The organism is Bacillus sp. FJAT-45066 (assembly GCF_002335755.1).
Taxonomy (GTDB): Bacteria; Bacillota; Bacilli; order Bacillales; family Bacillaceae_I; genus Bacillus_CD; species Bacillus_CD alkalisoli.
Genome location: NZ_NISQ01000001.1, coordinates 432,337 through 445,682 on the forward strand (window position 1 = coordinate 432,337; position 13,346 = coordinate 445,682).

Here is a 13,346-nt window from a genome sequence, read left to right on the forward strand (position 1 = left end):
GATAGCCGACTCAAAGGCTATCGCTTTTAAATTAAATATATTATAGTGTAGTTCAAAATGAAATGATATAATACAAAAATAAAATGCTTTTGATTGCATTAATCATCAACCGTTTATACCACTTTATTCATTCGAAGAGAATAAAAATAAATAGATATAACTAATCCTAAAAATAGCATATTGAATTCCTGGAGGTTAATAATGTCACAAAAACTATATAGAACGATGATTGAATTAACAAATCATAAACTATCATCCAATATTATAAAAAACTTCTCGCAATCCAAACTAAGTAAATTAGTTGTCCCTTCCTTTGCGAAAACTTACAAAATAAATATTAAAGAAATGAAAGAGCCAATCCAATCATATCCTACGTTACAAAAGTTCTTCATTCGCACGCTAAAGCCTGGAGCTAGACCAATTGATCAAGCGAAAGACTCGGTTGTCAGTCCTGTAGATGCAGTATTAGAGAAGTTTGGGACTATCACAGACAATCTGGAGATGATTGTTAAGGAGAAAAAATACTCCATTCAAGACATGCTAGAAGATAAAAATGTGGCGGAGAAGTATATGGGTGGAACATTCATGCTATTATACTTAAGCCCTAGCCATTACCATAGAATTCATAGTCCGATTACAGGTGAAGTAGCGAACCAGTGGACATTAGGGAATAAATCCTATCCTGTAAACCGTCTTGGTTTAAAGTATGGAAAAGACACCCTTTCTAAAAATTATCGAAAAGTGACAGAAATGGTTCACGACCAAAAACATGTGGCTATTGTGAAAGTAGGAGCTATGTTTGTAAACAGTATAGAACTTACACACGAAGGAACATCGTTAAAAAAAGGACAAGAAATGGCATATTTTAGTTTCGGATCAACAGTTATTCTTCTTTTTGAAAAAGATGCATTTACTATTGATAAAGACTTAACAGATAAGGCAGATGTTTTTGTAGGACAACGTATTGGAAAGTGGAATTAAATAAATGAAAAAAACAAGCCCTAATGTTAGGGCTTGTTCTGTTATGATGTAGCTTTAATTTTATGATTTAAGCTTCTGCGATTTATTTCAAGTTCGATTAATTGGATAAAATCAGAGCTCAATTGTAATTCTGTTGCTTTTACATAAGATTCAATTAACAGTTCATCAGATAAGTTCCTCATTTTGTAGGCTTGGCCCTACACCTCCTATTAACTGCGGTTTCTTTTCAAAAATTTGTTCTATAAGTTTAAACATTCGCATATAATGTGTAAGTTATGGTAGTTAGTACCATTATCCTAACATGTTTGAATAATTAGAACAACCGTTCTAGATATCCACACTTTCCAGTGGATAACTTGTGGGTATTTTGTTTATAATTACTAAAAACTCATATGGGACAAGTGTGTAAAATGTAGATAAACTTATCCACAGTGTTGAATTGACTTGGATTTTGTCGAAAACTTTTTAAATTATTTTTAAAATTTTCGTAAATTTATACTTGTTTTACTTACAAAAACACAGTTTTTTACATATATAACTTGGAAGTGAGAACATTTTTAGGTAAGATGTAAAAGTATGAAAATGCATCGGTTATTTTTTCAAAATTGGGGGAAACTATATTGTTAAAGTTATTTTTACCTGCAGAACATGCAAAAAGTGTTTTTGAGATAAAACCAGAAACGTTAGTAGATAAAGGAATTAAAGCTATTATTACCGATTTAGATAATACGTTAGTCGAATGGGACCGCCCTGAAGCAACGCCTAATTTAATCCAATGGTTTAAATCAATGCAAGATGCAGGGATTTTTGTCACGATTGTTTCTAATAATAATAAGAAACGTGTACAAGCATTTTCTGATCCGCTTGGCATTCCGTTTATTCATGAAGCAAGAAAGCCATTAAGGAGAGCATTTAGAAAAGCGATCAAAGAAATGAACGTCCAACCAAATGAAGTAGTGGTTATAGGTGATCAATTACTTACAGATGTTCTTGGAGGGAATCGCTTAGGGCTACATACTATTTTGGTTGTGCCAGTAGCACAAACAGATGGTTTCTTTACAAAATTTAACCGTAGAATGGAGCGTCGTATTCTTTCGTATATGAAGCGAAAAGGTATGATAACTTGGGAGGATTAAGATGCAAGAAAGAATAGATTGTGTAGGTTGTGGAGTAACAATTCAAACAGAAGATAAAGAAGGATTAGGGTATGCACCACCTTCTTCATTAGAAAAAGAAATGATTATTTGTCAAAGATGTTTCCGTTTAAAACATTACAATGAAATTCAAGATGTTTCCTTAACAGATGATGACTTTCTAAAAATATTGAACTCAATTGGTTCAACAGATGGTCTCGTTGTAAAAGTTGTAGACATTTTCGATTTTAACGGCAGCTGGTTGCCTGGTTTACATCGTTTCGTCGGAAACAACAAAGTTATATTAGTAGGTAATAAAGTAGATTTATTACCTAAGTCTGTGAAGCATACAAAAGTAATCAACTGGATGAAACAAGAAGCAAAACAACTTGGACTAAAACCAGAAGATGTATTTTTAATTAGTGCAGATAAAGGCTATGGTGTAAAGGAAGTAGCGGAAGCAATAGAACACTATCGTGACGGTCAAAACGTTTACGTTGTAGGATGTACAAATGTCGGTAAATCGACATTTATAAACCGTATTATTAAAGAGTTTACTGGAGAATCAGACGTTATTACTACATCTCAATTTCCAGGAACGACGCTAGATATGATTGATATTCCACTTGACAACGGTGCTTCTTTATTTGATACACCTGGAATCATTAATCATCATCAAATGGCTCATTTTGTAAATAAAAAAGATCTTAAAATTATTTCTCCTAAGAAAGAAATTAAACCGAAAGTATTCCAGTTAAACGAAGGACAAACGTTGTTTTTCGGTGGTTTAGCTAGAGTAGATTATGTATCAGGTGGAAGAAGAGCGTTAACCGCTTATGTGTCTAACGATATATATATTCACCGTACGAAGTTAGAAAATGCAGAGCAATTATACGCGGACCATGTTGGTGAAATGTTACACCCTCCTAGAGAAGATGAATTAGAAGGATTTCCTAAACTGGTGGCGCATGAATTTATGATTAAAGAAGCAAAAACCGATATTGTTATTTCGGGTCTTGGTTGGATAACGGTAAACGATCCGGGTGCTAAAATAGTTGCCCATGCTCCAAAGGGTGTAGGAGTTATGGGTAGAAAATCATTAATCTAATGGAGGTTGGCTCATGAAAAAGCTATTCGGTGTAATAGGGGATCCGATAGCACAATCGATGTCACCACAGATTCATAACGATGCATTTGAGCAACATAATATAGACGGTGTGTATCTCCCGTTCCATGTGGCGAAAGATGCCTTACAGACATCTGTAAAAGGATGGAGAGCCCTAGGGGGTTGTGGTTTTAATGTTACGATACCGCATAAAGTAAAGATTATGCAGTTTTTAGATGGTGTCGATCAAGATGCACAACAAATCGGGGCAGTAAACACCGTTGTAAATGAAAGTGGAAAGTTAGTTGGTTATAATACAGATGGTGCTGGTTTCGTGAAAGGACTAAAAGAAATTACCTCTTTTCACGAAAAAAATGTAGCGATTATTGGTGCAGGTGGAGCAGCTAGAGCAATTCTATATTCTTTGTCTAAAGAAAATGTTGAAGAGATAACGGTAGCTAATCGTACAGAAAGTAAAGCGTTGGAACTAATAAAATCCCTTCATCTAGAAACCTTAGCGAACGCAAGCTCCATATTACAGTTGGAAGAAACACTTAGCAAATATGATATTATCATAAATACAACGTCAGTTGGTATGTATCCGAATGAAGATGAAATGCCAATATCACTATCTTTTTTAAAGAAAAATTGTGTGGTTAGTGATATAATTTATAATCCGTTAGAAACAAAATTTTTAAAAGAAGCAAAAAAGCAAGGAGCCATAACACAAAATGGTGTTCCGATGTTTGTAAACCAGGCAGCGATAGCTTTTGAAATTTGGACAAATATAAAGCCTTGTAATAGCAGGATGGAACAGATTGTTATGGAACATTTAGGAGGAAAAACATGTTAAAAGGTAAACAAAAACGTTTTTTACGCGCACAAGCTCATCATCTTGATCCGATTTTTCAAGTTGGTAAAGGCGGCGTAAATGAAAATATGATAAAACAAATTGCAGATGCATTAGAAGCTAGAGAGCTAATAAAGATTAGTATTTTGCAAAACTGTGACGAAGATCGTCATACAGTTGCAGAAGAATTAGCAACTGGTACTAAGGCAGAACTTGTTCAAGTTATTGGAAATACAATTGTACTTTACAAAGAATCAAGAGAAAACAAACGTATACAATTGCCAACTGTCCGTTAATAAAGGTATCACTACTAAAACGAAAAACGAGTTTTAACACGTTGATTGTAGATGATTATTAAAATAACCAGGACATATTCTGTGTAATGGATACAATAAAATTGTTTTTCCATTAAGCAACAACTGTATATATGAATGATTAATTCTAATTTTAAGGGGGAGTATGAAGGATGCGAAAAATCGGCATTTTAGGTGGTACGTTTGATCCGCCACACATCGGTCATTTAATCATTGCAAATGAAGTGTTGCAACGTTTGTCCCTAGATGAAATCTGGTTTTTACCGAATCGTATTCCTCCACATAAGTTAGATAAATCAATTACGGCCACTAGTTCGAGAGTGGATATGATTAACCTTGCGATTGAGGATAATAATCATTTCACCATGAACTCCATTGAATTAGAACGAAGCGGCCCTTCTTTTACCTATGACACGATAGTAACCTTAAAAGAATTACACCCTACTGAGGATTTCTTTTTTATTATTGGTGCAGATATGGTGGAGTATTTACCGAAATGGCATCGAATCGATGAGTTGATGGAAATGGTTCAATTTGTAGGAGTGAAGCGTGCAGGATATCAGTTGCAAACACTTTACCCAGTAATTGAAGTTGATATACCGCAAATTGATATTTCATCGACTATAATAAGAGAGAGACGAAGAAGTGGTTTGTTATTCCAGTATTTAGTTCCAGCAAAGGTACATCGTTATATAGAGGAGAACAATCTATATGAATAAAGAAAAAGCATTAAGTGTTGTGAAAGAAGTGTTAACTGAAAAGAGATATTTACATACAATTGGCGTAATGGAAACAGCTGTGAAACTTGCTCAAAAGTATGGAGCGGATGAAAAGAAAGCAGAAACTGCTGCAATTTTTCATGATTATGCGAAATTCCGTCCGAAAGAAGAAATGAAACGAATAATTATCGAACAAAACATGCCACACGATTTGTTAGAGCATAACGACGAACTTTGGCATGCTCCGGTTGGTGCTTATTTGGTGGAAAAAGAAGTAGGAATAAGTGATAAAGAAATACTTGATGCGATTAAGTGGCATACTTCGGGTAAAATAAATATGAGTAAGTTAGAAAAAATTGTATTTTTAGCCGACTATATTGAACCTGGCAGAGATTTTCCTGGAGTAGAAGAAGTTAGAAATATGGCAGAGATAGATCTTAATAGGGCTGTAGCTCAATCGCTACGGAACACTATCACATTTTTATTAGAGAGAAATCAACTTGTGTATCCAGATACACTTCATTCTTATAACTATATGATTACAGAGATTAAAGGAGGAAATAGAAATTGAACGAACTATTAAAAATTACAGCAAAAGCTGCAGATGATAAAAGAGCAGAAGATTTAGTAGCACTAGATATGAATGGGATTTCTTTAGTAGCAGATTATTTCTTCATTTGCCACGGTAATTCTGATAAGCAAGTACAAGCAATTGCAAAAGAAATGAAAGAGAAAGCAGAAGAGCAAGGAGTTACTGTTCGTCGTATGGAAGGTTACGATGAAGCTAGATGGATATTAGTGGACCTTGGAGATGTTATTGCACACGTGTTCCATCGTGATGAGCGTTCTTACTATAACTTAGAGCGTTTATGGGGAGATGCAGAGCGTGTCGATATTTATAAAGAGTTGATGTAAAGATGGCATACGGTAAATTTGCCAATATTTATGATGAACTAATGCAAGATATTCCCTATGACTTGTGGATTACCTTTGTTAAAGAGTTAAAAGAGCAAAGGAACATTGGGGTGGAATTCTCCATCTTGGATGTGGCTTGTGGTACAGGTGAGTTGTCTATACGTTACGCAAAAGAGGGATGGGATGTAAAGGGTGTGGATCTTTCTGAAAGCATGCTCGCAGTCGCTTACGAAAAGTCTATGATTAACAATGTGTCTATCCCTTTTTACGAGCAAAATATGACCGAGCTTACAGGTTTTGAACCGCAAGATTGTGTGGGGATTTTTTGTGATTCGTTAAATTATTTACATACAGAAGAAGAAGTGATTCAAACCTTTCAGGCTGTTCATGAGACATTAAAAAATGGTGGATTATTTTTATTCGATGTTCATTCTATTTTTAAAATGAGTAGAGTTTTCATGAATGCAACTTTTACTTTAATGGATGACCATGTTTCGTATATTTGGAATTGTTACCCTGGAGAACATCCTAATAGCGTGGAGCATGATCTCTCATTTTTTGTACAAACAAACGAAGAATCAAATCTTTATGAACGCTTTGATGAAACGCATTATCAACGAACTTTTAGTAAAGATATATATGAAAAATGGCTAGAAGAAGCAGGTTTTCAGATAGAGGCGATATACGGAGATGAACCGTTTAATCCATACTTTGAGGAATGTGAACGAATCTTCTTTGTGGCAAAGAAAAAAGGGTGAACCTAATTGAATTAGGTCACCCTTTTTTGAAGGTTCTGTTAAGTACCACTGTTGATTGTAAGTGCAAGTCTTCGCTTTCCGCGGGCGGGCCGGGAGCCTCCTCGGCTTCGCCTGTGGGGTCTCCCGTTACCCGCTTCTCCCGCAGGAGTCTCCGTCTTGCACTACAATCAACAGCTAAAAGGTATCAAAATCACCATTATTCTTCCACACATCTTTTTGAAAAAAAATATTTGACGAATTTTGTTTTCTGTGTAAAATAAAAGTATAAATCTAATCGTCGAACTGTTCTGACACTTCGCGGATATCTTCGTTATATTTATCATGAGTTTTTTTGAAAAGGTAGTGAAACATGCTACCTAACTCAGATTCTAATACTTTAATACCTTCTCCAGTAACACCGCCTTTTACACAAACTTTCTCTTGTAATGTTGGCAAAGTGAAAATATTCTTTTCTAACAACTCACCCATTCCAATCATCATTTGACTAGCTAGCACAGTTGCTTGTTCTTTAGTGATCTCTGTCTCTGCCACAGCGGCATCAATAAACCTTTGTAAAAGATAACTAAAAAACGCAGGTCCACAACTCACAATATCCGAGGCTACTCGTGTAACATTGTCCTCTATTTCTACAGGCGTAGATATTTTTGAACATAAACTCCATAAATACTCTCTATAATGAGCAGATAAAGATTCGCCAAATGTTATAAGTGTAACTCCAGATAACGCTCTATTCGTAATGCTAGGAATTATTCTAGCTACTTGGCAGTTAACAATACTCGATAGTCGTTCTACGGAAACTGGACTGGTGATGGATATTAAACACTTAGAGCTACTTAATTCACTAGATACTTGGCGTAATAGGGGGTGAATGTCTAGTGGTTTAACGCATAAAAAGATTAAATCCGACTCATTAATTACTTCTTTGGCACTAAGTTTTACACTAATTTCATTGTATTTGTTTTTTAATAATATTGCTTTATTTAAATTTCTATTAGTAATGGTTATATTTTCAGGAGGTACTGCTTTCGACTCGATAAATGCATCAATTAGAACGTTCCCCATGTTCCCAGTACCGATAATTCCGATCTTCATCTGTTTCCCTCCTTTAGCAAAGATTTCTCTCGTACACTATATGAATCTAAACCAAAAATTATGAATAGGAAAGGAAGAATCTCTATGAAAGAACGCTTGTTAGAACAAAAATATGCCATTGTTATTAGTGTCATAGCCATTGCGATAATAGGCTATATGCAATGGACAAAAGATCACCCAACATTAGCAAGTGAAAGTAATTTAAGTTTACTTATGGAGCAGAACCTAGAGGAACAAGAAGATAATCAAGGTGGACAGGAAATAGCCCTTACAAATGAAAAACCCGAAGCGACGATATTTGTCGATGTGAAAGGTGCAGTTAAATATGAGGGAGTGTATCACTTATTAGAAGGCGAACGAATTATGGATGCGATTGAAAAAGCTGGAGGATTGGTTGAAGGAGCAGATCATAGAAAAATTAATTTTGCGGCAAAATTACAAGATCAAATGGTTGTCTTTATCCCTCTCGTTGGTGAAGAGGTGGACGCTAGTTCTTTGCTTATAAATAGCGGAGTTTCTGAAGAAAGTGGTAATAAAGATGGTAAAATTAATATAAATACAGCAACGGTAGAAGAGCTACAAAGCCTAGCTGGAATTGGACAAGCTAAGGCGAAGGCTATTGTTGCCTACAGAGAAGACAATGGTTATTTTAAATCATTGGAAGAACTAACAAATGTATCAGGAATAGGTCAGAAATCTTTAGAAAACATTCGAGATGAAATTACGGTTGGCAATTGACTCAACATGTACAAAGTAAGTAAACTAGTCGTATGAAAAACAGTATGTAAAAGGGGGAAGAAGATGTCTAGAATATCTTGGGATGAATATTTTATGGCTCAAAGTCATTTGTTAGCATTAAGAAGTACGTGTGAAAGGTTAGCTGTTGGTGCGACAATTGTACGTGATAAAAGAATTATCGCTGGTGGATACAACGGTTCCATTGCTGGTGGTGTTCATTGTATAGATGAAGGCTGTTACGTCATTGACAATCACTGTATAAGAACGATTCATGCAGAAATGAATGCGTTGCTGCAATGTGCAAAATTTGGTGTTCCAACTACAGATGCAGAAATTTATGTTACCCATTTCCCTTGTTTACAATGTTGTAAAGCTATTATTCAGGCTGGAATAAAAGTAGTTTATTATGCTATGGATTATAAAAACCATCCATATGCGATTCAACTTTTTGAACAAGCTGGTGTGAAGGTAGAACAAGTTAAAGGAAAAGAAAGTTTTGTACCGGATGAAGATAATGAGAAGTTAAAATTTATTACAGATATATTAGAAAAGTTAGAGAGAGCTGGAGCAGATGAAGACGAAATAAAGTCAATGTTCGAACGAGCGAATTCTTTATTTTCTGTAAAGGTGTAGCTTTTCTTGCAAAAAGGCACTTGTTTTTGGTTAGCAGTCGCAATGTGTATTGGAATAGCGCTAGCTGCTTTTTCTTTCCATATTGGGCTGCTACTACTAACAGTAATTTTTATATTATTTATCTATTCTCGTTTTCGCTCGTTACTGTTATGGATCCTTATCTTCACTTGTTTCTCAGCTTTATACTTTAGTCATACCGATAAAAATAATAAAACAGTCTACCATGACAAGGTGACAGATTTTTATGGTCATATCGTTTCACTAGTAGATATAGATGGGGATAAAATCTCGTTTGAAGTGATAACGATGGAGAAAGAAAAATTAATTGTAAATTACTTTTTGAAAAATGAAAGGGATAAAGTAAATGCAGAAAGTGTTTTGTATCCTGGTGCTTTTTGTCACTTTCAAGGTGAATTTAACCCCCCACCTCTACCGACTAATCCACACATGTTTGACTACAAAAAACATCTCTATGAAAGAAAAATAAATTGGATAACTACGTTAAACAATGCCCCTATAAACTGTATAAAAGATTACAAAACGAATATCTTTATGGACTTGCAAAAGCATCGCCAAGAGGGAATCCGGCTGATTTTGGATAACACCCATCCAACTGTTCAGAGTTTTTTAATAGCACTAGTATTTGGAGAGAGAAGGTATATCGATGAGGAGGTTATTAACGCCTATCAAAAGCTAGGTTTAATTCACCTTTTAGCGATATCTGGATTGCATGTCGGTGTGCTATGTACAACTTTGTTCTTTTTGGGAATAAGAGTTGGATTAACGAAAGAGTCAATGTACAAAGTATTACTAATGTTTTTACCAATATACATACACCTGGCCGGGGGAGCACCTTCTGTATGGAGAGCATCCATTATGTCTTTTATCGTTATCTTATTGTTAATTCAAAACAAAAAGATAGCAGGGATAGATGTAATTGGAATGGCATGTATTATTTTGTTGTTTCTTAACCCATATTATTTATTCCACGTAGGTTTTCAACTGTCGTTTGCAGTAAGTGCATTCTTAATCTTATCTCATAAAATAATTCAGCGAACTAACTCGTATGTGCTTCAACTTTTTTTCGTATCTATTATTGCGCAATTGGCATCCTTTCCAATTATCATCTACCACTTTTATGAAATATCTATTTGGAGTATTTTCTTAAATGTTGTGTATGTACCTTTCTTTTCTTTGTTTGTTTTACCTTGTGCGTTAATGCTTTATATTTCGTTAAAATTTTTTCCTGTTCTTTATCCTATATTAGAGACAGTACTTCAATATCCACTCGCGTTTTTTAATTACATTGCCATTCAGTTTGCGGAAATTCCGATTGGACATTTTCTATTCGGAAAGCCCTCTATTTTAATAATGCTATTTTATTACATCACATTTATCTTTTTTTGCATTGCCGTTGAATTGCAACGGAAGAAGTTAATTCATTTTTCTATTGTATTCATTTTGTTGTTGCTTTTTTATCACTGGAATTCGCCACTATTCAATAAATATGGACAAGTAACGATGATCGATATTGGTCAGGGAGATGCTATTTTTATTCAACTTCCTTTCGGTAAAGGAAATTATTTAATCGATACAGGGGGAATACCTTCTATTCCTAGAGAAGAGTGGAGAAAAAGAAGAAAAGAATTTAATAATGGAGAAGGTGTTTTAGTACAAGTTTTAAAGGGGAATGGCATAAGAAAACTTGATAAATTAATTCTCACACACGGCCATTATGACCACGTAGGAAATGTAGAGATGTTATTGAAAAATATAGACGTGAAGAATATTTTAGTCCCTCCAGAGTTCGGGCAAGATGAATTTGAAAAAAATATTTTAGAGCTTGTAAGGAACAAGGGGATAGAAGTGAATTTTGTAAGGGAAGGAGATCGTTGGAGAAATGCTAATTTCGAATTTCTAATTTTATATCCATCTAAAAAGCATGAGGACAAAAACGACCAATCCATTGTACTTTTGACGCGTCTGGGTGGTTTAACTTGGTTGTTTACAGGAGATTTAGAACAACAAGGAGAGATGGATTTGCTGTCCTTATATCCAAATATTACTGCTGATGTGTTAAAAGTAGGCCACCACGGTAGTAATACTTCGACGACCGAAGCATTCTTGGCAAAGTTAAATCCTTCTTTCGCTTTGATTCCAGTAGGCACTAACAATCGCTTTGGCCATCCGCATCCCGAAGTGATACGTAGATTAGAAAGTAGGGGAGTCCAAATTTATCGAACGGATGAAAATGGGGCGATTGTCTATAGATTTTCTAATAAGTATGGAACCTTTTCGCCAACGTTACCATAGTATACATTATGAAAAAAGAGACTGCGTGAAGGCAGTCTCTTTTACCTAGCAAGTAGAAACTTGTAAGGTTAGTACCCTATTTTGTTTCACAACGGGTATATGGAATTGTTAGACCGGCTATGTATCCCGGTATTATGATCCTAAGAAATGAATAACCGTAGCCATAACAAAAATCGTTGCGAAAAACCCGAAGGATACGACAAAGCCGACAGCAGAGTCTACTGCATCGTTACGTTTACTTTGGACGCTTTTTTCAAATTCGTTCATAAGTATCCCTCCTTTTCACTCAATAGTATAAGCGAAAATGCAAAAAAAATCTACATGACAATTTTTAGATTTCCACCTTTAGCAAGAGTTGTCACAAATAGTTCAGAAAGATTCGGATAACCTAATATTACATCAGGCCGATGGTTTAATCGTTAACGAGTAAGTATCCTGGGGCTTATTGGTTAACGTTTATATAAAATGGGGGTTGCGTTTCTAATCGATTGAGATGTAACCCCCTCTGAAATACATAATAGTGAAAGATATTTACTACCTGAGTAAATATCTTTTCTTGTTTTCTTCACGGTTTCTAGTTACGATTAGATTAGTGAGTGAATTTTGTATACGTTTCGTTTAGTGAAAAACGAGTAGTTTATGAAACGCTCACTATTAAGGAAAACAAGTGGGAGTAAAAATATGTTATTAAATGCAATCAAAAAGTTAAAATCACAAAATTTTGCCCAAACATACTTATTATTAGGTACAGAAAATTTCTTATTAAAAGAAATGAAAACCGCTATTGTTGAGCATGTCATTGAAGAACACGAGCATGATTTCAACCTATCAACATACGATTTAGAAGAAACTCCAATAGAAGTGGCAATTGAAGATGCAGAAACGTTGCCTTTTATAGGGGAACGACGAGTTGTCATCGTAACTAATCCTTTTTTTCTTACTGGAGAAAAGTCGAAAAGCAAAGTGGAGCACAACACAGATAGATTTTTAGCGTATATACAACAACCGGCTCCCTACACGATTTTTGTAATTCTGGCTCCATATGCTAAATTAGATGAACGTAAAAAAATTGTTAAAACATTAAAAAATCAGTCTGAAATTTTTGAAGCGCAAACATTAGAAGAAAAAGACTTATTACAATGGATGTCTCATCGTGCCAAACAATATAGTGTTACACTATCTCCAAACGCTGGGGAAGAGTTATTGAAGATTGCAGGTGTGCACTTAGCTGTTCTTGCGCAAGAGATCGATAAAATGGCCATGTACATCGGACCTGGTGGCGGAGAAATTACGCTAGAAATAGTACAGAAATTGGCTGCCAAAACAATGGAACACAATATTTTTGAGTTATTCGAAAAAATTGTCCACCGAAAAATCGATCAAGCACTGGAAGTTTTTTATGAACTATTAAGAAATAATGAAGAGCCAATTAAAATTTTAGCGTTAATGACAGCCCAATTCCGCTTAATTTACCAAGTGAAAAACTTAAGCGAACAAGGATACAGTCAGCAAAAAATGGCCGGAACATTAAAAGTACACCCTTATCGTGTAAAATTAGCCGCTGGCCAAGCGAGATATTTCAAAGACAAAGAGCTCATGTCCCTTATGGACGGACTAGCAGAAGCCGACTACTCCATGAAAAGCGGTAAAATAGACAAAGTCCTAGCGGTAGAATTGTTATTATTAAAAATAGCTAACGTAAAATAAAAAAGTGGTATGACTTTTATTAATTTAGAGTCATACCACTTTTTTGTAATGCTATTTCTCCCGCTTACATTATCAAGACCAGTTTAGC

Annotated in this window: 16 protein-coding genes; 13 read left to right on the forward strand and 3 right to left on the reverse strand. The window is 35.0% G+C overall.

Annotated features, from left to right (window positions below; all coding sequences use genetic code 11):
- Positions 1-201: 201 nt before the first annotated feature.
- Positions 202-981 (forward strand): phosphatidylserine decarboxylase, encoded by a 780-nt coding sequence (locus tag CDZ92_RS02120; protein ID WP_096153311.1) that lies wholly within the window; start codon positions 202-204, stop codon positions 979-981.
- A 41-nt stretch (positions 982-1,022) separates the two neighbouring features.
- On the opposite strand, the gene CDZ92_RS02125 is transcribed toward CDZ92_RS02120, so the two are convergent.
- Positions 1,023-1,163 (reverse strand): sporulation histidine kinase inhibitor Sda, encoded by a 141-nt coding sequence (locus tag CDZ92_RS02125; RefSeq protein WP_096153312.1) that lies wholly within the window; start codon positions 1,161-1,163, stop codon positions 1,023-1,025.
- Between the two features lie 438 nt (positions 1,164-1,601).
- On the opposite strand from CDZ92_RS02125, the gene CDZ92_RS02130 reads away from it, so the two are divergent.
- From CDZ92_RS02130 to CDZ92_RS02165, 8 genes are all read left to right on the forward strand, one after another.
- On the forward strand, positions 1,602-2,117 hold the full coding sequence (locus CDZ92_RS02130) for a YqeG family HAD IIIA-type phosphatase (protein ID WP_096153313.1): 516 nt from the start codon (positions 1,602-1,604) through the stop codon (positions 2,115-2,117).
- Between the two features lies 1 nt (position 2,118).
- A complete protein-coding gene (gene yqeH, locus CDZ92_RS02135; RefSeq protein ID WP_096153314.1) occupies positions 2,119-3,222 on the forward strand; it encodes a ribosome biogenesis GTPase YqeH in 1,104 nt (367 codons plus the stop codon).
- Between the two features lie 13 nt (positions 3,223-3,235).
- Positions 3,236-4,072: a shikimate dehydrogenase gene (gene aroE, locus CDZ92_RS02140; protein ID WP_096153315.1), complete on the forward strand. Its 837-nt coding sequence runs from the start codon at positions 3,236-3,238 to the stop codon at positions 4,070-4,072.
- Positions 4,066-4,365, forward strand: a complete 300-nt coding sequence (gene yhbY, locus CDZ92_RS02145) for a ribosome assembly RNA-binding protein YhbY (protein WP_096153316.1) — start codon at positions 4,066-4,068, stop codon at positions 4,363-4,365. The genes aroE and yhbY overlap by 7 nt, the downstream gene beginning before the upstream one ends.
- A gap of 170 nt (positions 4,366-4,535) precedes the next feature.
- The gene (locus CDZ92_RS02150) at positions 4,536-5,102 is read left to right on the forward strand and encodes a nicotinate-nucleotide adenylyltransferase (protein ID WP_096153317.1); all 567 of its coding nucleotides are present in this window, start codon (positions 4,536-4,538) and stop codon (positions 5,100-5,102) included.
- A complete protein-coding gene (gene yqeK / locus CDZ92_RS02155; protein ID WP_096153318.1) occupies positions 5,095-5,673 on the forward strand; it encodes a bis(5'-nucleosyl)-tetraphosphatase (symmetrical) YqeK in 579 nt (192 codons plus the stop codon). Before CDZ92_RS02150 ends, yqeK begins: the two co-directional genes overlap by 8 nt.
- On the forward strand, positions 5,670-6,017 hold the full coding sequence (gene rsfS / locus CDZ92_RS02160) for a ribosome silencing factor (protein WP_096153319.1): 348 nt from the start codon (positions 5,670-5,672) through the stop codon (positions 6,015-6,017). Before yqeK ends, rsfS begins: the two co-directional genes overlap by 4 nt.
- A gap of 2 nt (positions 6,018-6,019) precedes the next feature.
- The gene (locus CDZ92_RS02165; RefSeq protein ID WP_096153320.1) at positions 6,020-6,775 is read left to right on the forward strand and encodes a class I SAM-dependent DNA methyltransferase; all 756 of its coding nucleotides are present in this window, start codon (positions 6,020-6,022) and stop codon (positions 6,773-6,775) included.
- A gap of 270 nt (positions 6,776-7,045) precedes the next feature.
- On the opposite strand, the gene comER is transcribed toward CDZ92_RS02165, so the two are convergent.
- Complete coding sequence (gene comER / locus CDZ92_RS02170) at positions 7,046-7,867, reverse strand: late competence protein ComER (protein ID WP_096153321.1); 822 nt, start codon at positions 7,865-7,867, stop codon at positions 7,046-7,048.
- An 84-nt stretch (positions 7,868-7,951) separates the two neighbouring features.
- On the opposite strand from comER, the gene CDZ92_RS02175 reads away from it, so the two are divergent.
- From CDZ92_RS02175 to CDZ92_RS02185, 3 genes are all read left to right on the forward strand, one after another.
- Positions 7,952-8,605, forward strand: a complete 654-nt coding sequence (locus tag CDZ92_RS02175; RefSeq protein ID WP_176483689.1) for a helix-hairpin-helix domain-containing protein — start codon at positions 7,952-7,954, stop codon at positions 8,603-8,605.
- A 63-nt stretch (positions 8,606-8,668) separates the two neighbouring features.
- Entirely contained in the window at positions 8,669-9,238 is a 570-nt protein-coding gene (locus CDZ92_RS02180) for a ComE operon protein 2 (protein WP_096153323.1), read from the forward strand.
- A gap of 6 nt (positions 9,239-9,244) precedes the next feature.
- Complete coding sequence (locus tag CDZ92_RS02185) at positions 9,245-11,551, forward strand: DNA internalization-related competence protein ComEC/Rec2 (protein ID WP_096153324.1); 2,307 nt, start codon at positions 9,245-9,247, stop codon at positions 11,549-11,551.
- Between the two features lie 132 nt (positions 11,552-11,683).
- Here the strand turns inward: CDZ92_RS02185 and CDZ92_RS02190 are convergent, their stop codons facing one another.
- The gene (locus CDZ92_RS02190) at positions 11,684-11,818 is read right to left on the reverse strand and encodes a YqzM family protein (protein ID WP_096153325.1); all 135 of its coding nucleotides are present in this window, start codon (positions 11,816-11,818) and stop codon (positions 11,684-11,686) included.
- A gap of 414 nt (positions 11,819-12,232) precedes the next feature.
- On the opposite strand from CDZ92_RS02190, the gene holA reads away from it, so the two are divergent.
- Positions 12,233-13,258, forward strand: coding sequence for a DNA polymerase III subunit delta (gene holA, locus CDZ92_RS02195; RefSeq protein ID WP_096153326.1), 1,026 nt, complete (start codon positions 12,233-12,235; stop codon positions 13,256-13,258).
- Positions 13,259-13,346: the final 88 nt, after the last annotated feature.